This is a genomic window from Streptomyces sp. NPDC007264 (genome assembly GCF_042869095.1).
GTDB lineage: Bacteria > Actinomycetota > Actinomycetes > Streptomycetales > Streptomycetaceae > Streptomyces.
In genome coordinates, this window is sequence record NZ_JBIAFD010000002.1 from 42,553 (window position 1) to 62,262 (window position 19,710).

The 19,710-nt window shown below is 72.9% G+C and carries 15 protein-coding genes; 2 read left to right on the forward strand and 13 right to left on the reverse strand.

The features are described 5' to 3' along the window. Positions 1-13: 13 nt before the first annotated feature. The 5 genes from ACFYMU_RS02885 to ACFYMU_RS02905 all read right to left on the reverse strand — a co-directional run bounded on the left by ACFYMU_RS02885 (position 14) and on the right by ACFYMU_RS02905 (position 6,822). On the reverse strand, positions 14-1,660 hold the full coding sequence (locus tag ACFYMU_RS02885) for a hypothetical protein (protein WP_388367024.1): 1,647 nt from the start codon (positions 1,658-1,660) through the stop codon (positions 14-16). A gap of 259 nt (positions 1,661-1,919) precedes the next feature. Further along, positions 1,920-2,468, reverse strand: coding sequence for an O-acetyl-ADP-ribose deacetylase (locus ACFYMU_RS02890; RefSeq protein ID WP_388367026.1), 549 nt, complete (start codon positions 2,466-2,468; stop codon positions 1,920-1,922). After that, positions 2,465-3,874: a phytoene desaturase family protein gene (locus ACFYMU_RS02895; RefSeq protein ID WP_388367028.1), complete on the reverse strand. Its 1,410-nt coding sequence runs from the start codon at positions 3,872-3,874 to the stop codon at positions 2,465-2,467. Before ACFYMU_RS02895 ends, ACFYMU_RS02890 begins: the two co-directional genes overlap by 4 nt. Positions 3,875-4,061: 187 nt before the next feature. Further along, positions 4,062-4,907 carry an inositol monophosphatase family protein gene (locus ACFYMU_RS02900; RefSeq protein ID WP_388367030.1) on the reverse strand — a complete coding sequence of 282 codons (846 nt, stop codon included), beginning with the start codon at positions 4,905-4,907 and terminating at the stop codon, positions 4,062-4,064. A gap of 94 nt (positions 4,908-5,001) precedes the next feature. After that, positions 5,002-6,822: a gamma-glutamyltransferase family protein gene (locus ACFYMU_RS02905; RefSeq protein WP_388367032.1), complete on the reverse strand. Its 1,821-nt coding sequence runs from the start codon at positions 6,820-6,822 to the stop codon at positions 5,002-5,004. Between the two features lie 200 nt (positions 6,823-7,022). Between ACFYMU_RS02905 and ACFYMU_RS02910 the strand changes: the two genes are divergently transcribed. Further along, positions 7,023-7,322 (forward strand): DUF6480 family protein, encoded by a 300-nt coding sequence (locus tag ACFYMU_RS02910; protein ID WP_388367034.1) that lies wholly within the window; start codon positions 7,023-7,025, stop codon positions 7,320-7,322. A gap of 423 nt (positions 7,323-7,745) precedes the next feature. Continuing rightward, entirely contained in the window at positions 7,746-8,429 is a 684-nt protein-coding gene (locus tag ACFYMU_RS02915) for a hypothetical protein (RefSeq protein WP_388367036.1), read from the forward strand. A 23-nt stretch (positions 8,430-8,452) separates the two neighbouring features. Here ACFYMU_RS02915 and ACFYMU_RS02920 read toward each other — a convergent pair whose 3' ends face one another. From ACFYMU_RS02920 to ACFYMU_RS02955, 8 genes are all read right to left on the reverse strand, one after another. Beyond that, positions 8,453-9,979 (reverse strand): NCS1 family nucleobase:cation symporter-1, encoded by a 1,527-nt coding sequence (locus tag ACFYMU_RS02920; RefSeq protein WP_388367038.1) that lies wholly within the window; start codon positions 9,977-9,979, stop codon positions 8,453-8,455. Positions 9,980-10,154: 175 nt separating this feature from the next. Further along, positions 10,155-11,174 carry a TIGR03842 family LLM class F420-dependent oxidoreductase gene (locus tag ACFYMU_RS02925; protein WP_388367040.1) on the reverse strand — a complete coding sequence of 340 codons (1,020 nt, stop codon included), beginning with the start codon at positions 11,172-11,174 and terminating at the stop codon, positions 10,155-10,157. 12 nt (positions 11,175-11,186) lie between these two features. After that, complete coding sequence (gene hydA / locus ACFYMU_RS02930) at positions 11,187-12,590, reverse strand: dihydropyrimidinase (RefSeq protein ID WP_388367042.1); 1,404 nt, start codon at positions 12,588-12,590, stop codon at positions 11,187-11,189. Positions 12,591-12,708: 118 nt separating this feature from the next. Beyond that, complete coding sequence (locus tag ACFYMU_RS02935) at positions 12,709-13,551, reverse strand: nitrilase-related carbon-nitrogen hydrolase (RefSeq protein ID WP_388367044.1); 843 nt, start codon at positions 13,549-13,551, stop codon at positions 12,709-12,711. Positions 13,552-13,876: 325 nt separating this feature from the next. Continuing rightward, a complete protein-coding gene (locus ACFYMU_RS02940; protein ID WP_388367046.1) occupies positions 13,877-15,436 on the reverse strand; it encodes a PucR family transcriptional regulator in 1,560 nt (519 codons plus the stop codon). Positions 15,437-15,634: 198 nt separating this feature from the next. Continuing rightward, complete coding sequence (locus tag ACFYMU_RS02945) at positions 15,635-16,921, reverse strand: aspartate aminotransferase family protein (protein WP_388367048.1); 1,287 nt, start codon at positions 16,919-16,921, stop codon at positions 15,635-15,637. Continuing rightward, a complete protein-coding gene (locus ACFYMU_RS02950) occupies positions 16,918-17,760 on the reverse strand; it encodes a nitrilase-related carbon-nitrogen hydrolase (protein ID WP_388367050.1) in 843 nt (280 codons plus the stop codon). The genes ACFYMU_RS02945 and ACFYMU_RS02950 overlap by 4 nt, the downstream gene beginning before the upstream one ends. A gap of 185 nt (positions 17,761-17,945) precedes the next feature. Continuing rightward, entirely contained in the window at positions 17,946-19,577 is a 1,632-nt protein-coding gene (locus ACFYMU_RS02955; RefSeq protein ID WP_388367052.1) for a hypothetical protein, read from the reverse strand. Positions 19,578-19,710 lie beyond the last annotated feature (133 nt).

Consider the following 19,710-nt stretch of genomic DNA (forward strand, 5'->3'; position numbering starts at 1 on the left):
CACAGCATTCGGCTCAGCCTGCTCCGGAACCGCTGGTGAACGCGCCGCCGGAAAGGCCGCCGCCGGACGCCGCGCCGCCGGGGCCGGAGGGCGCCAGGTGCCCGCGCAGACCGTCGGTACCGGGGGTCGTCACGCCACCGCGCGTGGCCTCGAAACCGCCGAGGACGCCTGCGCGACCGCCGCCTTCGCCACCGCCGTCGCCGCCGCCCTCGCCACCGCCGGACGAACCGCCGCCGGGTCGCCGGCCGGTGTTCTCCTGGCTGCCGCCGTCGCCGCCCTCACCGCCACCGCCGTCACCACCGCCGCCGTCGCCACCGCCCTCTCCGCCGCCGGACAAACCGCCGTGACCGTGACCGGAGCCCTCGTCACCGCCCCCGCCCTCACCGCCGCCGCTGCCGCCCCCGCCTTCACCGCCGCCGTCCCCGCCGCCGGACGAACCGCCGTGACCGTGACCGGAGCCCTCGTCACCGCCCCCGCCCTCACCGCCCCCGCTGCCGCCCCCGCCTTCACCGCCGCCGCCGGGCCGCCGACCGGTGTTCTCCTGGTCGCCGCCACCGCCGCCTCCCCCTTCGCCGCCGCCACCGCCGCCCTCGCCACCGCCGTCGCCGCCTTCGCCGCGCTCGTAGATGCCGCCGTGACCGAAGTGGCCGGCGTCGCCCCCGTGCTCGCCGCCGGAACCGCCGAAACCGCCCTCGCCGCCGCCGAAACCGCCCTCGGCTCCGCCCGGCCGGCCGAAACCGCCGAAGTCACCTCCGGAACCGCCCTCGCCATGCCCACCGAGGCCACCGAAGCCGCCGGAACCGCCCTCGCCGCCGTCCCCGCCGAAGCCGCCGAAGTCACCTCCGGAACCGCCGTCCCCGCCGAAGCCCCCAAAGCCGCCTCCGGAACCGCCGTCCCCGCCGAAGCCCCCAAAGCCGCCTCCGGAACCGCCGTCCCCGCCGAAGCCCCCAAAGCCGCCGAAGCCGCCTTCGGCGCCACCACCGGGACCCCCGAGACCACCGAGGCCGCCCTCGCCCCCGCCGAAGCCCCCGAAGTCGGCGCCGGTACCGCCGGAACCGCCGTCCAGACCACCGCCGAGGCCGCCTTCACCTCCGTGGGCGCCCGCGAGCCCCGCGGCGTCATGTCCGGCGCCGCCCAGGGCACCGCCGACGTCGTCGAACGAACCGAAGTCGCCGAAGTCGCCGAAGTCGCCCGAGCCGCCGGGGCCGCCCGGCAGGGCGTCGCCGCCCGGGGAGGTGCTGTCGAGCGTACGGCCGATCAGGCTGAGGCTGTCGGACGCCGCCCCGTCCAGCCCCCCGCTGTGGCCCCGGTACTCCCCGGGACCGGCGACGTCCGCACCGGCGTCCGGCGCCCCGGCGTCCTGCGCGCCGTGGTCGGTCGGCGCATGATCGACCGGTATGTGGTCCGCGGACACGTCGTGGTGCGCCAGGGCGTGGGCCGCGCTCCCGAAGAACAGGGACGACTTGGACAGCCTGGCGTCGAGCGCGGCCGGCCCCTCGGCCGGGCCGGACTCGACGCGGAGCCGACGGAGTTCGGCCACCTGCTCGGGCGTCAGGCCGAGTCTTCGTGACACCGCGTCGATGTCACCGTCGAGTTCGGCTCGGAAGGCCGGGTCGATGGCCAGGCGGGTCATGGCGTCGCGAAAGGCGTTGTCGGGCATGTCCTCACGTCTCCGTCGGTCTGCGTGTTCTCGTGCTGAACCCGGCGGAGTTGAGGACCCCCCTGGCCGGCGGCTGGCTGTCATTTCCGGCCATCCCCACCGAAGCCTGCAGGATCGTTATAGAGGGGGCGACCTCACCCGCGCAAGGGCTGAGCAGCCCATACCCGCCGCGCGATCCGCCGCCGGGCCGGCCGTGCCTCGGGCGCTCCGACGCAATACGGCCAGAGCGCACGCCGCCGGGGAGGCCGTCCGTGGACCGTCAGCCCAGTTGCTCGGCGAACGCCCCGTACGCCCGCTCGTCGAACAGGACGAACCTGACCTCCTCGACCTCCGTCGCCACGGCCCGTACCGTCTCCACCGCGATCCTGGCGGCGTCCTCCAGCGGCCAGCCGTAGATGCCGGCGGAGACGGCCGGGAACGCGACCGTGCGGGCGCCGAGTTCGTCGGCGACGCGCAGCGCCTCCCGGTAGCACGAGGCCAGCAGGGCCGAGCGGTCCTCGTGGGGGGAGAACCGCGGGCCCACCGTGTGGATCACCCAGCGCGCGTCCAGGTTCCCCGCCGTGGTCGCGACGGCCTGGCCGGTGCGGAGTCCCTTGCCGATTGGGGTCTCCCCTGCTCGAACGCAGTTGAGAGCTTGGGGAAGGGAGGCCCGGAGTCTGCGGCAGTCCTTCAGGATCGCGGGGCCGCCGCGCCGGTGGATCGCTCCGTCCACCCCTCCCCCGCCGAGCAGCGAGGAGTTGGCCGCGTTGACGATCGCGTCGGCGCTCTGCCGGGTGATGTCGCCCTGGAGCAGCGTGATGGCGGTCATGTCCGGCGCAGCCTCCGCCAGACGGCCTTCGCCGCGTTGTGGCCCGACATGCCGTGTACGCCGGGCCCCGGCGGGGTGGCCGAGGAGCAGAGGAAGACGGCCGGGTGGGGGGTGCCGTAAGGGGACAGCGAGAGCTTGGGGCGGAGGAGGAGCTGGAGTCCGGACGCCGCGCCGGAGGCGATGTCCCCGCCGACGTAGTTGGCGTTGCGGGCGGCCAGTTCGGGCGGCCCCGCGGTGGCACGGGCCAGGACGCGGTCGCGGAACCCCGGGGCGAAACGCTCCAGTTGGCGTTCCATGGCGTCGGTGAGGTCGCCGGTCCAGCCGTTCGGCACATGGCCGTAGGCCCAGAAGACCTGCTTGCCCTCGGGGGCCCGGGTGGGATCGACGACGCTGGGCTGCACGGTGATCAGGAACGGCTTGTCCGGCGCACGGCCCTCCCTTGACGCGGCGCGCAGGGCCGCGCCGATCTCCGCGCTGTCCGCCCCGATCTGCACGGTGCCGGCGGCGCGCGCCTCCTCGGCCGTCCACGGCACGGGGCCGTCGAGCGCATAGTCGATCTTGAAGACGCCCGGGCCGTAGCGGTAGCCCTCGTAGTACCTGCCGAATCCCGCGATCCGAGCCAGTGCGGTGGGCGAGGTGTCGAAGACGTACGCGCGGGCCGGGGGCAGGTCGTCGAGGCGCTTGACCTCGTAGTCGGTGTGCAGGGCGCCGCCGAGGTCCTTGAGATAGGCGGCGAGGGCGTCCGAGACGGACTGGGAGCCGCCACGGGCCACAGGCCAGCCGCGGGCGTGCGCGGCCAGCGCGAAGACCAGTCCGATCGCGCCGGTGGCGAACCCGTCGAGCGGGGCGATCACATGGGCGACGAGCCCGGAGAACAGCGTTTTCGCCCGCTCGTCGCGGAAGCGGCGCATCAGCCACGTCGACGGGGGCAGGCCGACGAGACCGAAGCGGGCCAGGGTGACCGGGTCCCGTGGGAGGGCCGTGAGCGGCAGGGACATGAAGTCGCGGGCCAGAGTGTCCCAGCGGTGCAGGAAGGGCTCCACGAGCCGCCGGTACGTCCCCGCGTCGCGGGGGCCGAAGGACGCGGCCGTCTCCGCCACGGACCGGGACAGCACCGCGGCCGTACCGTCGGGGAAGGGGTGCGCCATGGGCAGTTCGGCGTGCAGCCACTCCAGGCCGTACCGGTGCAGGGGGAGCGCCCTGAAGGCGGGCGAGTTGATGCCCAGGGGGTGCGCCGCGGAGCACGGATCGTGCCGGAAGCCGGGCAGTGTCAGCTCCTCGGTGCGGGCGCCCCCGCCGATGGTGTCGCGCGCCTCGAAGACCGCCACGGAGAAGCCGCGGCGGGCCAGCTCCACGGCAGCCGTCAGCCCGTTGGGCCCCGCCCCCACCACGACCGCATCGAGCATCGACGGCACCTTCGGACTCCTTCGTCAGCCGACGGCCTCTGAGGATCAGGATATGGGCCTTCGGAGATCAGCATATGCCGGTGGACCGGCGCCCCGCGGGGCGCGGGTGGCCGCCTTCTGATGAGGCGACGGGTTCCGCTCCGGCGGTGCTCCGCCCCCGGTCGGGCGGTGCCCCCACCGGCCCGGGTCAGACCGTGCCGGACAACAGCTCCACCACCCGGCGTGCCGTGGCCTCGTCCCGGGCGGCGGTGAACGGCAGGGCGTTGCCGCCCGTGACGCGGAACCGTTCGCCCGTCAGCGTCACGTGTGCGCCGCCCGCCTCCTCGACCAGCAGGAGTCCCGCCGCGTGGTCCCAGGCCGCCTCCCATGAGAAGGCCGTGGCGTCCAGTCGGCCCTGCGCGATGTGGAGGTATTCCAGGCCCGCCGAGCCGCACGAGCGCGCGCGGACGCCCTCCGTCTGCAGGCCGAGCAGCGCGCGCTTCTGCTCGTCCGTCGTGTAGTACGGGTGGGACGTGGCCACCTCCAGGTCGCGGTCGGGCTCGGGCGAGCCGGACCGCAGGCGCTCGCCGTCGAGGAACGCGCCCCCGCCCCGCGTCGCCGTGGCGAACCGCTCCAGGGCCGGCGCGTAGGTCCACGAGGCGTGCACGACGCCCCTCAGCGCGAGCGCCACCAGCGTGCAGAATCCGGGATCGCCGTGGACGAACTGGCGGGTGCCGTCGACCGGGTCGATGATCCAGACCGGGGCCTCGCCGCGGATCGCGTCGTACGTCGCGGGGTTCGCGTGGACCGCCTCCTCGCCCACCACGACCGAGCCGGGCAGCATCTTGGCGAGCGCCTCGGTCAGATACGCCTCGGCCTTGCGGTCGGCGTCCGTGACCAGGTCGTGCGGGCCGTTCTTCTCGTCGACCTCGTGCGCGGCGAGCTGCCGGAAGCGCGGCATGATCTCCATGCCGGCGGCCTTGCGGACGGCGTCCTCGACGTCGGACGTGCCGTGGGCGAGAAACTCCTCGATGGTTTCCATGTCTTCGATCATGACTCCATGAGAGCACGAGCCTCTGACATTCCTCCCCGAGCCGGTGCACGGCGGGTGGAATCGGTGTGAAAACCAGGCTGCGCGGCGCGCGGATTCAGCGCCCGACCGCGTACCCCTGCATGACGCGGGGATTCGCCGCCGCCGACAGCACGCCCGTCTCCGGGTCCCGGGCCACCGCGCACAGCCGACCCTCGGACCAGGGGTCACCCACAGTGACGTCGTGGCCGCGCCGACGCAGTTCCTCGACGACCGCGGGGTCCATGCGGGACTCGACGGTGACGCTGCCCGGGCGCATACCGCGCGGGTAGAAGGAGCCCGGGAAGCCGTCGTTGTGCCAGTTCGGGGCGTCGATGGCGCCCTGGAGGTCGAGCCCGCCGCGGACCGGCGGGCGCAGGGTGACCGCCAGGAAGAAGTGCGTCTGCCACTGGTCCTGCTGGTCGCCGCCCGGCGTACCGAACGCCAGGACCGGTTCCCCGTCACGCAGCGCGATCGAGGGGGTGAGGGTGGTGCGGGGGCGGCGGCCGGGTGTGAGGGAGTTGGGCAGGCCCTCGTCCAGCCAGCTCATCTGGAGGCGGGTGCCCAGCGGGAAGCCGAGTTCGGGCACGACCGGGTTGGACTGGAGCCAGCCGCCGCTGGGCGTGGCCGCGATCATGTTGCCCCAGCGGTCGACGATGTCCAGGTGGCAGGTGTCGCCGCGGGTGCTCCCGTCCGACGCCACGGTCGGCTCCCCGCTCCCGGCCGCGCGGGCCACCGTGGGCTCGCCCGCCCCCAGGGGGTCGAAGCGCGGCTCTCCGGTGGCCACCACGCGCGCGTACTCGCTCAGCCGCGGAACGCGGCCCCCGGGGGCGCCGGGCCGCAGCTCGTACGACGCCTTCTCGCCGATCAGGGCGCGCCGCTCGGCGTTGTAGGCGTCCGACAGCAGGTCCCCGAGCGGCACGTCGGCCGCGTCGCCGTACCACGCCTCGCGGTCGGCCATGGCCAGCTTGCAGCCCTCGATCAGCAGGTGGACGTACGGCGCGGAGCCGTAGGGCGGCAGCTCGGCCGGGAGCAGGGCGAGCTGCTGCAGCAGGGCGGGGCCCTGGCTCCAGGGGCCCGCCTTGCACACGGTCCAGCCGTTCCAGTCGTAGGTCGCCGGAGCCTCGTAGGAGGCGGACCAACCCGCCAGGTCCGCGGCCGTCAGGGTGCCCGCGTGACGTTCTCCGGTGGTGTCCATGGTGGGCCGCTGCGCCTGCCGCACCAGGGCGTCGGCGATGAATCCGGACCGCCACACCTCCCGTGCCGCCTCGATCTGCGCCGTCCGGTCGCCCGCCCCGGACACCTCGGCGAGCAGTCGCTTCCACGTGGCGGCCAGGGCGGGATTGCGCAGCAGCGCGCCGGGCCGCGGCGGCCGTCCGCCCGGCAGGTACACCTCGGCCGACGACGTCCACTCCGTCTCGAACAGCCGGCGCACGCTTTCGACGGTCTCGCCGACGCGCTCCAGGGGGGCGTGCCCGTGTTCGGCGTAGCCGATGGCGTACGACAGGACGTCGGCGAGGGACTTGGTGCCGTGGTCGCGCAGCAGGAGCATCCAGGCGTCGAACGCCCCGGGCACGGCCGCGGCGAGCGGCCCGGTACCGGGTACGAGATCCAGACCGAGTCCCCTGTAGTGATCGATCGTGGCCGCGGCGGGCGCGACCCCCTGCCCGCACAGCACCCGCACCTCGCCGCCCGCCGGGGCGAGGATGACGGGGACCTCACCGGCGGGCCCGTTCAGGTGCGGCTCCACGACGTGCAGGACGAAGGCCCCGGCCACGGCCGCGTCGTACGCGTTGCCGCCGCCCTCCAGCACGGCCATCGCCGACTGCGAGGCCAGCCAGTGGGTGGAGGACGCCATGCCGAAGGTGCCCTGGAGCGTGGGCCGGGTGGTGAACCGCATCTCTCACCTCGATGGTCGCGCGCGCCGGTGGTCCTGGCGCTGCGGGGCGGGGACGGGACGCGACCACGGTACGGCCACGGGGAGGGCGGCCACCACGGTGCGGCAGCCGCCGAGCGGGCCGCCGGTGGAGTACCGAGCGATCGATCCTTTTCCTCCCGTTATGAGCGGGTGACATCCCCTGGTGGGGGTATTCAGTGGGTATGAACCACATGGATCAGGACAGGGAACCGGGGGGCACGCAGGACGTGCGCTACCGCGCCCCCGAGCCGGCGCCCGGGACCTCGCCCGGCCCCGGGCCGGCGCGGCCCCTGGGCGTGGAGCCGGGCGGGGTGCCGCCGGGCGAGACCCCGCCCGGTGAGAGCTGCATCTCGGGTGCCGCCCCGAAGCAGAGCTATGACCGCACACGCGGTTGGGCCAAGGCACCGATGACCGCGATCCTCGTCCTCACGGTGCTGGTGGCCGCGTTCTTCCTGGCCTTCGCGGTGATGCTCGCCGTGTGAGCGGCGCGGCGGCCGGGAGGTCGTCCGGGCGCCGGGTGGTGACGGCCCGGCGCCCGGATCACTTGTGCGCGTTTGCGGATCAGGTGGTACGCGCCCGCACCGGGCCGGACTCGTTCGCCGGAGCCTCCTGGACGATGCGGGACGCGGCGCGGTCCACGGCCGCGGGCAGCGGGTGTTCTTCCCCGTGGCCGTCAACTCACCGCCGGGCGCGGGTGCGGCGCCGCAAGGGATTCGGTGCCGGACCGATCCGGACACCGCCGAGCGAACCGGGCACGGCGCGGGCGGGCGTGCCGGCATGATGCACAGTCACCGCACAGGCACGGAGCGAGTTCGCCCTTCCGCCCCACAGAGAGTCATGTGACACTGGCGTCCCCGTCCGCAGTGTGGACTCGCTCCGCACCGTCCCCCCACGAGAAGTGCGCCGTGCATTCTCTTCCGCTGCCGCTCGCTCTGACCGCGCGACTGCTGCCGGTCGCCGTGCTCGCCTCCGCGGGCTGGGCCCTGTCGTCCGGGCCGCTCGCCGCGGCCCCGGCCACCGACCACGAGTCGGCGCGGTCCACCCAGAGCGCCCGGAACTCCGGCGGTGTCTCCGCGCCCGGTGCGTCCCCCGTGGCCAAGAAGTACACCGCCGCGCCCGCCCCGTGCCCGAGCCTGCCCGCGGCGACGGTCAAGTCGCTGGTCCCCGGCGCCAAGCCGGCGGGAGAGGAGATCCCCTCCACGGACAGGTCGGTACGGCGCACCTGCTCCTGGAACGCGCTCAAGGGCTACGACTACCGGTGGCTCGACGTGACCTTCGAGATCATGGACTCGCAGGCGCAGGCGCAGAAGTCGTACGGGGAGCGCATCTCGGAGAAGAGCGGCGGAGGGACGGTGCCCGGTCTCGGCGACGCGGCCTACTCGGTGGTGAACCTCAGCACCGAGGACAAGCAGCAGACCCGTGAGGGGGTCGTGCTGGTCCGCGCGTCCAACGCGCTCGTGGCCGTCACCTACAACGGCAGCGACTTCGAGACGAAGAAGGCGCCCGCCACGGAGGAGATCAACAAGGGTGCCATCAAGGCCGCCAAGGCCGCGGTGGCCGCGCTGGGGAACGGTCGGACGACGAGCTGACCGCCCCCCTGCCCGGGCGCCGGTCAGACGGTGGTCTCCTCCCGGCCGCGCGCGAGCATGAGCAGCACGTACAGCAGCATCGACGTGCCGAGGCCGACCGCCCAGCCGTAGTCGGCGAGCGACTTGAGGGCCGGGACGGGGCGGCCGTCGATCAGCGGATGGAAGTCCGCGCCGCCGACCGCCAGCACGCCACCCGCCGCGAAGGCCACCACCGCCCGCCAGTTCCAGCCGCCCTGGTACCAGTAGCGGCCGCCCGAGCGGTACAGCTCGGACAGGTCCAGCCGGGTGCGGCGCAGGATCCAGTAGTCGGCGATGAGGATGCCGGCCACCGTGCCGAGCAGACCGCCGACCAGGCCGAGCCAGGTGAAGATGTAGCCCTGCGGGTCGGAGTACAGCTTCCACGGGAAGATGAGCACGCCGAGGACGCAGGTGGCGAGGGCGCCGGCGCGGAAACTGATGTGCCGGGGCGCGATGTTGGAGAAGTCGAACGCCGGCGAGACCATGTTGGCGGCGATGTTCACGGACAGGGTCGCCACGAGGACGGTCACCAGGGCGTAGAGCAGACCGACCGTGTTGTCCGTCTTGGCGGCCAACTGCACCGGGTCCCAGACGGGTTCGCCGTACACCGCCTGCGAGCCCGAGGTGACCAGCACCGACAGGAACGCGAACAGGGTCATCGTGGTCGGCAGGCCGAGCGACTGGCCCCAGGTCTGGGCCTTCTGGCTTCTGCCGTACCGGGTGAAGTCCGGGATGTTCAGCGACAGCGTCGACCAGAAGCCGATCATGCCCATGAGGGAGGGCGCGAACAGCTTCCAGAAGTCCTCGCCCCAGCCCAGCCTGGAGGGCTGGTCGAACAGCGGGCCGAAGCCGCCGGCCTTGTTGCTCATCCATCCCAGCATCACGAAGGCGCCGACGAGCACGAAGGGCGCCGCCCAGTTCTCGAAGCGGCGGATGGTCTCCATGCCGCGGTAGATGATGACGACCTGCAGCGCCCAGAAGATCGCGAAGGACAGCCACATCGTCCAGGCGTAGCCGCCGATCTTCGACGCGTTCGCCCAGTTGTCACCGATGAGCTTGCCGGCGAGGAAGTAGATCGCCTCACCGCCGATCCAGGTCTGGATGCCGAACCAGCCGCATGCCACCAACGCCCGTACCACGGCGGGCAGGTTGGCGCCGCGCACACCGAAGGAGGCGCGGGCGAAGACGGGGAAGGGGATGCCGTACTTGGGTCCGGCGTGCCCCGTGAGCAGCATCGGCACCAGCACGATCACATTGGCCAGGGCGATGGTGAGCACCGCCTGCTTCCAGTCCATGCCGACGGCGATCAGGCCGGAGGCGAGGGTCCAGGAGGCCGTGTTGTGGGCCATGCCGACCCACAGCGCGGAGAAGTTGTACGTGGTCCAGGTGCGCTTCTCGACGGGGACCGGGAGCAGGTCCTCGTTGGCGTACGGGCCGCTCGGCAGCGGGGAGCCCTGGGCGATCTCCACGCGCCCGTCGGGGAGGGTGACTTGGGCGGACGGCGGTATCGCCGTGGGAGTGGTGTCGGTCATGAGCAGGCCAATCATGAGGTGGGCCGGGAAAGGCCGTGCGGGGCGGCGCCGATGGGGGGTGCGCGAGAAGCGCCCTGGGTCCCCCTCCCGGGGAGGTGGGAAGGGGACGTACGGGGAGGGGACGCACGGGGAGGGGTGGGGCGAAGGGCCCTGGAGCCACCAGGCCCTGGAGCCACTAGCCGTTGACGGCGGGAATGACCTCCCTTCCGTACACGTCGATGACGGCTTCCTGCGCGTCGTGCATGTCGTAGACGGCGAACTGGTCGACGCCCAGATCGCGCAGGGCGGTCAGTTTCTCGATGTGCTTCTCGACCGGGCCGATGACACAGAACCGGTCGACGATCGCGTCGGGCACGAACGCGGTGTCCGGGTTCCCGCTGCGCCCGTGGTGGGCGTAGTCGTAGCCCTCGCGCGCCTTGATGTAGTCGGTGAGTTCGTCGGGGACGGCGGAGGAGTGCTCGCCGTACCTGGCGACGAGGTCGGCCACATGGTTGCCGACCATGCCGCCGAACCAGCGGCACTGATCCCGCGCGTGGGCCAGCGCCTCGGGCGAGTCGTCCTCGGTGACGTAGGCCGGGGCGGCCACGCAGATCGTGACCTCGGACGGGTCGCGCCCCGCGGCCACGGCCGCCTCCTTGACGGCCTTGACCATGTACTCGGTCAGATAGAGGTCGGCCAGCTGGAGGATGAAACCGTCCGCCTGCTCGCCGGTCATCTTCAGGGCTTTGGGCCCGTAGGCCGCCATCCAGACCGGCAGTTCGGCACCGGGCCTGATCCACGGGAACTTGATCACGGTGCCGCCGAGGTCGGCCTCCTCGCCGCGGCCCAGCGCCCGGATGACCTTCATCGCCTCGCTGATGCGAGCCAGCGTGTTGGGTTTGCGGCCGGCGACGCGCATCGCCGAGTCGCCGCGGCCGATGCCGCACACCGTGCGGTTGCCGAACATGTCGTTGAGCGTGGCGAACGTGGAGGCGGTGACCTCCCAGGTGCGGGTTCCCGGGTTGGTCACCATCGGGCCGACCGTCAGGTGTTCCGTGTTCGCCAGGATCTGACTGTAGATCACGAACGGTTCCTGCCACAGCACGGCCGAGTCGAAGGTCCAGCCGTGGCTGAACCCGTTGCGCTCGGCCCGCTGCATCAGGCCGATGACACGCGAGGCCGGCGGGTCGGTCTGCAGGACGAGTCCGAAGTCCATGGTGCGCCACTCCTAGTCGAGGTACTGGCAGGTGGAGCGGGGGGTGTAGACACCGTGACCCGCGCGTCCGGTGAACTCCCGTCCGTCGATGACGAGTTCACCCCGTGAGAGGACGGTCTCGACCCAGCCGGTCGTCCGCTTGCCCTCGTACGCCGAGTAGTCGACGTTCATGTGGTGGGTCTGCGCCGACATGACCTGTTCGGCGTGCGGGTCGTAGATGACGACGTCGGCGTCCGCGCCGGGGGCGATGGTGCCCTTCTTCGGGTAGAGGCCGAACATCCGGGCCGGCGTGGCGCAGGCGATCTCGATCCAGCGGCGGCGCGAGATGTGCCCGTCGACGACGGCCTGGTGGAGCAGGTCCATGCGGTTCTCGACGCCCGGCAGGCCGTTGGGGATCTTCGAGAAGTCGCCCCGTCCCAGCTCCTTCTGGCCCACGAAGCAGAAGGGGCAGTGGTCGGTGGAGACCACCTGGAGGTCGTTGGTGCGCAGGCCCTTCCACAGGGCCGCCTGGTGCTCCTTCGGCCGCAGTGGCGTCGAGCACACGTACTTGGCGCCCTCGAAGTCCGGCTCGGCGAGGCTGTCGGTGGACAGGAAGAGGTACTGGGGGCAGGTCTCGCCGAAGACGGGGAGCCCCTCGTCGCGTGCCCTGGCCAGCTCGGCGACCGCCTCCTGCGCGGAGACGTGCACCACGTACAGGGCCGCGCCCGCGACCTGGGCGAGCCTGATGGCGCGGTGCGTGGCCTCGGCCTCCAGCAGGGCCTTGCGGACCTCGCCGTGGTGGCGCGGGTCGGTCTCGCCGCGGGCCAGCGCCTGTTCGACGAGCACGTCGATGGCGATGCCGTTCTCGGCGTGCATCATGATCAGGCCGCCGTTGTCGGCGGAGCGCTGCATGGCGCGCAGGATCTGGCCGTCGTCGCTGTAGAAGACGCCCGGGTAGGCCATGAACTGCTTGAAGGAGGTGACACCCTCCTCGACCAGCAGGTCCATCTCCTTGAGCGTCTCCTGGTTCACATCGGAGACGATCATGTGGAAGGCGTAGTCGACGGCGCAGTTGCCCTCGGCCTTGGCGTGCCAGGCGTCCAGCCCCTCGCGCAGGGTGTGGCCGACGCCCTGGACGGCGAAGTCGACGATCGTGGTCGTGCCTCCCCAGGCGGCGGCCCGGGTGCCGGTCTCGAAGGTGTCGGAGGCGAAGGTGCCGCCGAACGGCAGCTCCATGTGGGTGTGGGCGTCGACGCCGCCCGGGATCACGTACTTTCCGGTGGCGTCGATGGTGCGCTCGGCCGTCCATGCCCCGGCGGCCGGGGTGCCGGACGCGGCGAGGGCGGCGATGCGGCCGTCCTCGATCAGGACGTCGGCGTGGATCTCGTCGGACGCGGTGATGACGAGGCCACCGCGGATGACGGTACGGCTGCTCATGCTCCCTCTGCTCCCTTGCCTGCGTGGACGCTCCGCTGGGGTGCGGTCGGACGGTGCCGGTTGTCTGTGTCCGCTCGGCTGCCCGAGCCCCTGCCGGGGCGCGGGTGCCGCCGCCCGGTCAGGGCGCGGTCAGCGGGGTGTACGCGCCGGGCGCGCGGTCGCGGTAGAACTGCCACCGGTCGCGCACCTCCCGCAGCTTGGCCATGTCCAGGTCGCGGACGACGAGCTCGGAGTCCTTGTCGCTCGCCACCTCGCCGACGAACTGCGCCTGAGGGTCCACGAAGTACGACGTCCCGTAGAAGTCGTTGTCGCCCAGTTCCTCGACGCCCACGCGGTTGATCGCGCCGACGAAGTACTCGTTGGCGACGGCCGCGGCCGGCTGCTCCAGCTGCCACAGATAGCCGGAAAGACCGCGCGAGGTGGCCGACGGGTTGAAGACGATCTCGGCGCCCGCGAGGCCGAGCGCCCGCCAGCCCTCCGGGAAGTGCCGGTCGTAGCAGATGTACACGCCGATCCTGCCGACCGCCGTGTCGAAGACGGGCCAGCCGGAGTTGCCCGGGCGGAAGTAGAACTTCTCCCAGAAGCCCTTGACCTGCGGGATGTGTGTCTTGCGGTACTTGCCGAGGTAGGAGCCGTCGGCGTCGATCACCGCGGCCGTGTTGTAGAGGACGCCCGGCTGCTCCTCCTCGTACATGGGCAGCACGAGCACGAGGCCCAGCTCCTTCGCCAGCGCCTGGAAGCGCTTGACGATCGGGCCGTCCGGAATCCGCTCGGCGTACTCGTAGAAGGCCGGGTCCTGGACCTGGCAGAAGTAGGGTCCGTAGAACAGCTCCTGGAAGCACAGCACCTGAGCACCCTGCGCGGCCGCGTCGCGGGCCGCCTGCTCGTGGACCTGGATCATCGATTCCTTGTCGCCCGTCCACGCGGTCTGGAAGACGGCCGCACGGATCACTCTGCTCATCGGGACCTCCGGTCGCTGGGTGTGCGGGGGCGAGCGCCGGAAGTCCCGTCGTCCGGCCGAAGGACGGGCTCTGCGGCGTCCGGTGCGTGCTCTCGGCGCGCCGGGCGCTAGCCCACGTACTGGATGTACTTGGGCTTGCGCCCGGTGCGGCGAGAGTGCGTGCAGGGCGTCGCGGGGCAAACGGGACTTGCGGCGCTCGTCCCAGGAGCCTAGGAAGCAGGGCGGGACGGGTTGAGTTGCACCGTGTCACGTCTGCGGGCTCCCGGCGTTCCACGGTGTCACCCCGGCCCGTACGCGCGTGTTTCCTGCTCTTCTCCACGGTGTTTCACCCCTGTTGGGCATCGTGGGCGAGCAGCGCGATGTGCACCGAGGCGGCCTGCTCGAAGTCGTCCAGGTCGACCCCGAGGCGGGCCTGTATGACCTCCAGCCTGCGGTAGAGCGCGGGCCGGCTGACGTGGTGGAGCTGGGCGGTGCGCGACTTGTTGCGGCCGGTGGCCAGATAGGTCCGCAGCACGGGCAGCAGTTCCTGCTCGGCGTCGCGGCCGCACAGCAGACCGTCCAGCTCCCGCTCGGCGAAGGACTGGACGTGCGGGTCGTCGCGCAGCAGCCGGATCAGTCCGCGCAGATGGACGTCCTTGAGGCGTACGACCGCCGGGAGGTCCATCGCCGCCGAGTGGTCGGTGACGGCGTCGGCCACGTGCTGTGCCTCCCGCAGACCGGCGGGCACGTCCTCCCAGGCGACGCGCGCGTCGGCCGCGGCGACGACCGTCTGACTGCGTCCCGATTCCGTGCGCAGCCGGGTGGCGAAGTGCGCGGTCAGGGCCTCGGCGTCCTGGTCGCGGGCGAGGCTGAGCAGTACCGCGGTGGCACCGTCGCCCAGTTCCGCGACCAGTCCCGGCAGGCCCAGCAGGCGCAGCACACGGTCGAGCGCGGCCGGTTCGCCCTCACCCACGACGAGGGGGACGAAGGCGCGGCGGTTCACGGGCAGCCCCGCCGCGCGTGCCCGCGGAAGGAGCTGGCGGGCCGGTACGACACCGGTGACGAGGTCCGTCAGCAGGCTCTGCGCGGACTGCTCCTCCCAGGAGTGCACGGAGCCGTGGAGCATGCGGTGCAGGACCAGGGCCTCGGCCGCCCGCTCGGCGAGGAGGCGCCCGATGGGGCTGTCGCCGCGGTGGCCGCACAGCACGATCCGGCCCCAGCGCTCGCCGCACGCGCCCAGTTCGGCGCGGACCCAGCCGTCGCCCTCGCTGCCGCCGGCCTGCCGGGCGATGCGCTCCCAGTCGCGCAGCACGTCGTCGACCGCGGACCGCTCGCCCGCCGTGGCGAGCACGCGGTGGGCGAGGTTGGTGAGGATCACCGGGCAGCCGGCGTGCACGGCGATCTCGTCGAGCAGCCGCTGCAGTGGGGCGCCCGCGGTGATGAGCCCGGTCAGAGCGGTGCGGACGGACTCCGACAGGCTCACGGCCGCGAACTTCCGCCGCACCAGCCGGGACTGGACCTCCTCGGTCAGTTCGGCGAAGGGGAAGGGGCGGTGGAGCACCACCATGGGCAGGCCGCAGCGTTCGGCGGCCCGGCGCATCACGTCGGGGGGCGTGGGGAAGGCGCGGCCGAGTCCGAGGACGACGGCCGCGGCCTCCGCGCGGTGCAGGGACCGGATGTACTCGGCCTGCTTGTCCTCGTCGCCGGCGAGCAGCACGCCGGTGGTGAGGACCATCTCGCCGCCGCTGAGCATCACGCCGACGTCGGCGGCCTCGGCGACGTGCACCCAGCGCACCGGGCGGTCGAGGTGGCCGGCACCGGCCACCACCTCGGGCTCTCCGGCGAGCACCCGGTCCAGCGTGAGGACCTGGCGTACCGACAGGGCGGGTTCCAAGGCGGTGCTCATGGCGAACGTTCCCTTGCTCAGTTTCTTACGGACGACACCTCATGGACGGCGCTGTCGATGATCGGACCGGTCGACGGACCGACCGGTCGGGAGAGTTGAGAGGTCGCGGGGGCGAGAGGGGTGAGGGGGGTGAGGGGGCCGAAGGAGGGCGACGGGGTCGAGGAAGGGCGAGGGGGCCGAGGGGGTCGACGAGGCGGGTCATTCGTGGACGGCCCGGAGGGCGCGCTCAAGGATCGCGGCGCCCTCCTCGGCCTCCGGGACGGTGAGCGTGAGCGGCGGGGCGATGCGCAGCACGCTGGTGCTGTGCCCGCCGCCCTTGCCGATCAGCAGGCCGTCCGCACGGGCGGTCTCGAGCACGGCCGCCGCCGCCTGCGGGTCGGCCTCGTCCGTGCCGGGTTGCACCAGTTCGACGCCGATCATCAGACCGCGCCCGCGCACCTCCCGCACCCCCGGAAGCCGCGCGGCGGCGGTCCGGAGCCGTTCGCCGAGCAGCCCGCCGACGCGTCGGGCGTTGCCCTGGAGGTCGTGCTCCAGCAGGTAGGTGAGGTTGGCGAGGCCCGCGGCCATGGTGATCTGGGTGCCGCCGAACGTCGAGATGGAGTTGGCGTCCAGGCAGTTCATGATCTCGGCGCGGGCGACGACACCGCCGATGGACATGCCGTTGCCGATGCCCTTGGCGAAGGTGAGGATGTCGGGAGGGCCGCCGGCGCCGTGTGCCTGCCAGCCCCAGAAGTGGTCGCCGGTGCGGCCCCAGCCGGTCTGCACCTCGTCCGTGATCCACAGGATGCCGTGCTCCTCGAGCACCTCGCGGAAGGCGGCGTACAGCCCGTCGGGCGGCGAGGTGAAGCCGCCGACACCCTGGACGGGCTCGGCGATCAGGGCGGCCGGGGGGCGGGTGTGCCCGAGCAGGTCCTTGAGGTCCTCGACGCAGGCCGCGATGAAGTCGGCGTCGCCCAGACGGGCGAACGGTCCGCGGGTGCGGACGCCGCCGTGGACGTACTGCGTCTGCAGCGGTGACAGGGACGTCGGCGACCAGCCGCGGTTGCCGGTGATGCCGATCGCGCTGAACGAGCGGCCGTGGTAGCTGTTGCGCATCGCCAGGATCTGGTTGCTGCGGCGGTACGTCGTGGCCAGCAGCAGCGCGGTGTCGTTGGCCTCGGTGCCGGAGGTCGTGAAGAACACGCGGGCGTCCGGGATGCCGCTCAACCGGGCGATCTGCTCGGCGAGGTCGACCATCGGCCGGTTGAGGTAGAGGGTCGAGGAGTGCAGGATCCGCCCGGCCTGCTCGGTCACCGCCTTGGTGACCTCCGGCAGCGCGTGCGCGGTCATCGTGGTCAGGATGCCGCCGAAGAAGTCCAGGTACCTCTTCCCGTCGGCGTCCCAGACGTGGCGGCCCTCGCCGTGCGTGATCTCCAGGGGCTCCTCGTAGTACAGGGCGAGCCAGTCGGGCAGGACGGCCTTGTGGCGGGCGTACAGGTCGCTCACGGCGTCACCAGTCCTTCGTAGGCGTCGGGGCGGCGGTCGCGGTAGAACGCCCACTGCCGCCGCACTTCTTCCATGAGGTCGAAGTCGAGGTCGCGCACCACGAGTTCCTCCTCCTTGTCGCTCGCGACGTCCCCCACGAACTGCCCGCGCGGGTCGACGAAGTAGCTCGTGCCGTAGAAGTCGTTGTCGCCGTACTCCTCCCGGCCGACGCGGTTGATCGCGGCGACGAAGTACTCGTTGGCGACGGCGGCGGCGGGCTGCTCCAGTTGCCAGAGGTGGGCGGACAGGCCGCGCGAGGTGGCGGACGGGTTGTAGACCAGCTGCGCACCGCCCAGGCCGAGTTGCCGCCAGCCTTCCGGGAAGTGGCGGTCGTAGCAGATGTACACGGCGACCTTGCCGACCGCGGTGTCGAAGACGGGCCAGCCGAGGTTGCCCGGTTTGAAGTAGTACTTCTCCCAGAAGCCCTTGACCTGCGGGATGTGGTGCTTGCGGTACTTGCCGAGGACGGTGCCGTCGGCGTCGATCACGGCGGCGGTGTTGTAGTAGAAGCCGGACTGCTCGATCTCGAAGACGGGGGCGACGACCACCATGCCGGTCTCGCGGGCCAGTTCGCGCATCCGGGTGATGGTGGGGCCGTCGGGCACCGGCTCGGCCCAGCGGTAGTGCTCGGGCTCCTGGACCTGGCAGAAGTAGGGGGCGTTGAAGACTTCCTGGAAGCCGATGACCTGCGCGCCCCGCCGGGCCGCCGCGCGGGCGTGCTCCACATGCTTGGCGATCATGGATTCGGTGTCACCGGTCCAGGTGGCCTGGACCAGCGCGGCGCGTACGACGTGGGCCATGGTGCAGCTCCTTCAGCCTGTTGTCCCGTGGGGACGTCAGAGGGCCTCTACGCCTGTAGACATGGGGTGCAGACGCTTGAACGTAAGCCTCGGGGACGGCCTTGCCAAGACCATCGTCACCAACCCGCGGAGTCGATCACGTTTCGCACCCCTGCGGGTGAGTGGTCGGATTGTCGGCGGGTCGCTCACGTGGTGAATCCGGCGACCCGCAGCGCGTGGACGAGGTCCCAGTGCCGCTCCTCGGAGACGCCGCGGGCGGCCCGCAGCAGCAGTGGTACGAGGCGCTGCGGGTCCGCGGCGACACTACGGGCCGCCTCCTCGGGCGCGCGGATGCGGACGTACGCGTCGAGGAGGGCGCGGGCCTCGCGGTGACGGCCGTCGGCGCCGAGGCCGAGCACGGCTTCCCCGATCTCGCCCGCGGGCCGTACGACGCCCTGCCGCAGCATCTGCTCGCCGTCCTCGGTGCGCCCTGCGGCGGTCAGCGCGTCCGCGGCGGCGACCAGGCGCTCGGCGGGCAGCGAGGCGGCCTCCCACAGGAGGGTGGCCCAGTCGGCGCCGAGACCGGCGCGGTGCAGTTCGGCGGCCAGCAGCGGGTAGCGGGCGGCCGGCCAGTGCGCGGCCTCGACGAGCAGGGCGTGCGCCTCGCCGCTGCGGCCCAGGGCGCGCAGCCGGGTGAGGGCCGCGACGGTCTCGGCGGTGATCCGCCGGTCCTCGTCACCGGGGGCCGCCCCGCGCGGCCGGTTCGCCGGGTCCGCCTCCTCGGCGGCGGCCCCGGCGAACCGCGCGCCGCGGGGGCCGCGGCCCGCCGGGGCGGCGGCAGCGGCAGCGGCGGCCGGGCCCTTCGCGGGCGCCTCCTGCACATCCATCACCCCGGCGAACCGGGCACTGCCCCGGGGGCGGCGCCTGCGTTTTCCGGCGGGGGGTTCCGGGGCCACGGCCGGTTCTTCGGCGGCGGGGGCGGATCCTTCGGCGGCGAGGGCGTCGGGCGCGGGTCGGGCGGCCCGGGGCGCGGAGTGCGCCCGGGAGAAACCGCCGTCGGCCGGAGTACCGGCCTGTGCCTCGCCGCGGCGTGCCGCGGGCCCGCCCCGCGGCGCCTCCTCCCGCCACTCGGCGCCGTCGGCGGAGGGCCCCGCCGCTGCCGCACGGTCCCGCGGCCACCCGGCGTCCCCGTCCGCCGGCTGTGGCGCACCGGGGCCGCTCCGTGCGTCCGACACGGCGGCCCGGGCGCCCCCCGGGGCCTCGCCCCCGAACGTGTCCCCGGCCGGGCCGTCCCCGACGCCGGGCGCGCCCGGCGCCCGGGTGTGCAGGGCGTGGCCGTCGAGGGCTGCCATGCGGCGCCGGAGTTCCGCGCACCGGGCCGTGGCGCGCCGGTGGTCGTCCTCGGCCCAGGCCAGGTCGAGGCGGAGCGACTCGGCCTCGACCTGGTCGGCCGCGGACCGGAGCCGAAGGCCGAGGTCCGCCCGGCGCTCGGCCGCGTAGCGCTGCTCGCGCAGCATCACGTCGAGCCGGTCGCCGAGGGCGTCCCGGCCGCCGGTCCTGGCGTCGTACGCGGCGAGCGAGGCAGTGTGCAGCGCCCTCGCCCGCTCGGCCTCCGGTACGGCCGCCGCGGTGCCGTATGCCGCGGCGAGGTCCTGCAGGAGCGCCTCCACGACGTCCCAGGGCGGCACCTCCCGCCCCTCGAGGCAGGCCCGCATCCCGTCGGGGTCGCGCTGCCAGAACACCCCGCACCACCCGCCGCCTTGGTCGAGCTGCGTCAGCAGCCCGTTCAGGTAGCCCGCGAACTCCCTCACCTGACCCGGAAGTTGATCAACAGCCATCGCCCAGCTCCCGCCCGACTGGAGTTCTCCGTTCCGTAGAAAACACCAGATGTGTTACGGAAGGGCTACAGCGAGTTTTCAGACCGGACGCGGAGCGCTCCGCCGGAGCATCCGCGGGCCGTGCGCGCCCTCC

Excerpts from the sequence above, each read along its gene's own strand:
- ACFYMU_RS02885 (WP_388367024.1), bottom strand. The coding sequence starts at position 1,660 with ATGCCCGACAACGCCTTTCGCGACGCCATGACCCGCCTGGCCATCGAC.
- ACFYMU_RS02890 (WP_388367026.1), bottom strand. The coding sequence starts at position 2,468 with ATGACCGCCATCACGCTGCTCCAGGGCGACATCACCCGGCAGAGCGCC.
- ACFYMU_RS02895 (WP_388367028.1), bottom strand. The coding sequence starts at position 3,874 with ATGCTCGATGCGGTCGTGGTGGGGGCGGGGCCCAACGGGCTGACGGCT.
- ACFYMU_RS02900 (WP_388367030.1), bottom strand. The coding sequence starts at position 4,907 with ATGATCGAAGACATGGAAACCATCGAGGAGTTTCTCGCCCACGGCACG.
- ACFYMU_RS02905 (WP_388367032.1), bottom strand. The coding sequence starts at position 6,822 with ATGCGGTTCACCACCCGGCCCACGCTCCAGGGCACCTTCGGCATGGCG.
- ACFYMU_RS02910 (WP_388367034.1), top strand. The coding sequence starts at position 7,023 with ATGAACCACATGGATCAGGACAGGGAACCGGGGGGCACGCAGGACGTG.
- ACFYMU_RS02920 (WP_388367038.1), bottom strand. The coding sequence starts at position 9,979 with ATGACCGACACCACTCCCACGGCGATACCGCCGTCCGCCCAAGTCACC.
- ACFYMU_RS02925 (WP_388367040.1), bottom strand. The coding sequence starts at position 11,174 with ATGGACTTCGGACTCGTCCTGCAGACCGACCCGCCGGCCTCGCGTGTC.
- hydA (WP_388367042.1), bottom strand. The coding sequence starts at position 12,590 with ATGAGCAGCCGTACCGTCATCCGCGGTGGCCTCGTCATCACCGCGTCC.
- ACFYMU_RS02935 (WP_388367044.1), bottom strand. The coding sequence starts at position 13,551 with ATGAGCAGAGTGATCCGTGCGGCCGTCTTCCAGACCGCGTGGACGGGC.
- ACFYMU_RS02940 (WP_388367046.1), bottom strand. The coding sequence starts at position 15,436 with ATGAGCACCGCCTTGGAACCCGCCCTGTCGGTACGCCAGGTCCTCACG.
- ACFYMU_RS02950 (WP_388367050.1), bottom strand. The coding sequence starts at position 17,760 with ATGGCCCACGTCGTACGCGCCGCGCTGGTCCAGGCCACCTGGACCGGT.
- ACFYMU_RS02955 (WP_388367052.1), bottom strand. The coding sequence starts at position 19,577 with ATGGCTGTTGATCAACTTCCGGGTCAGGTGAGGGAGTTCGCGGGCTAC.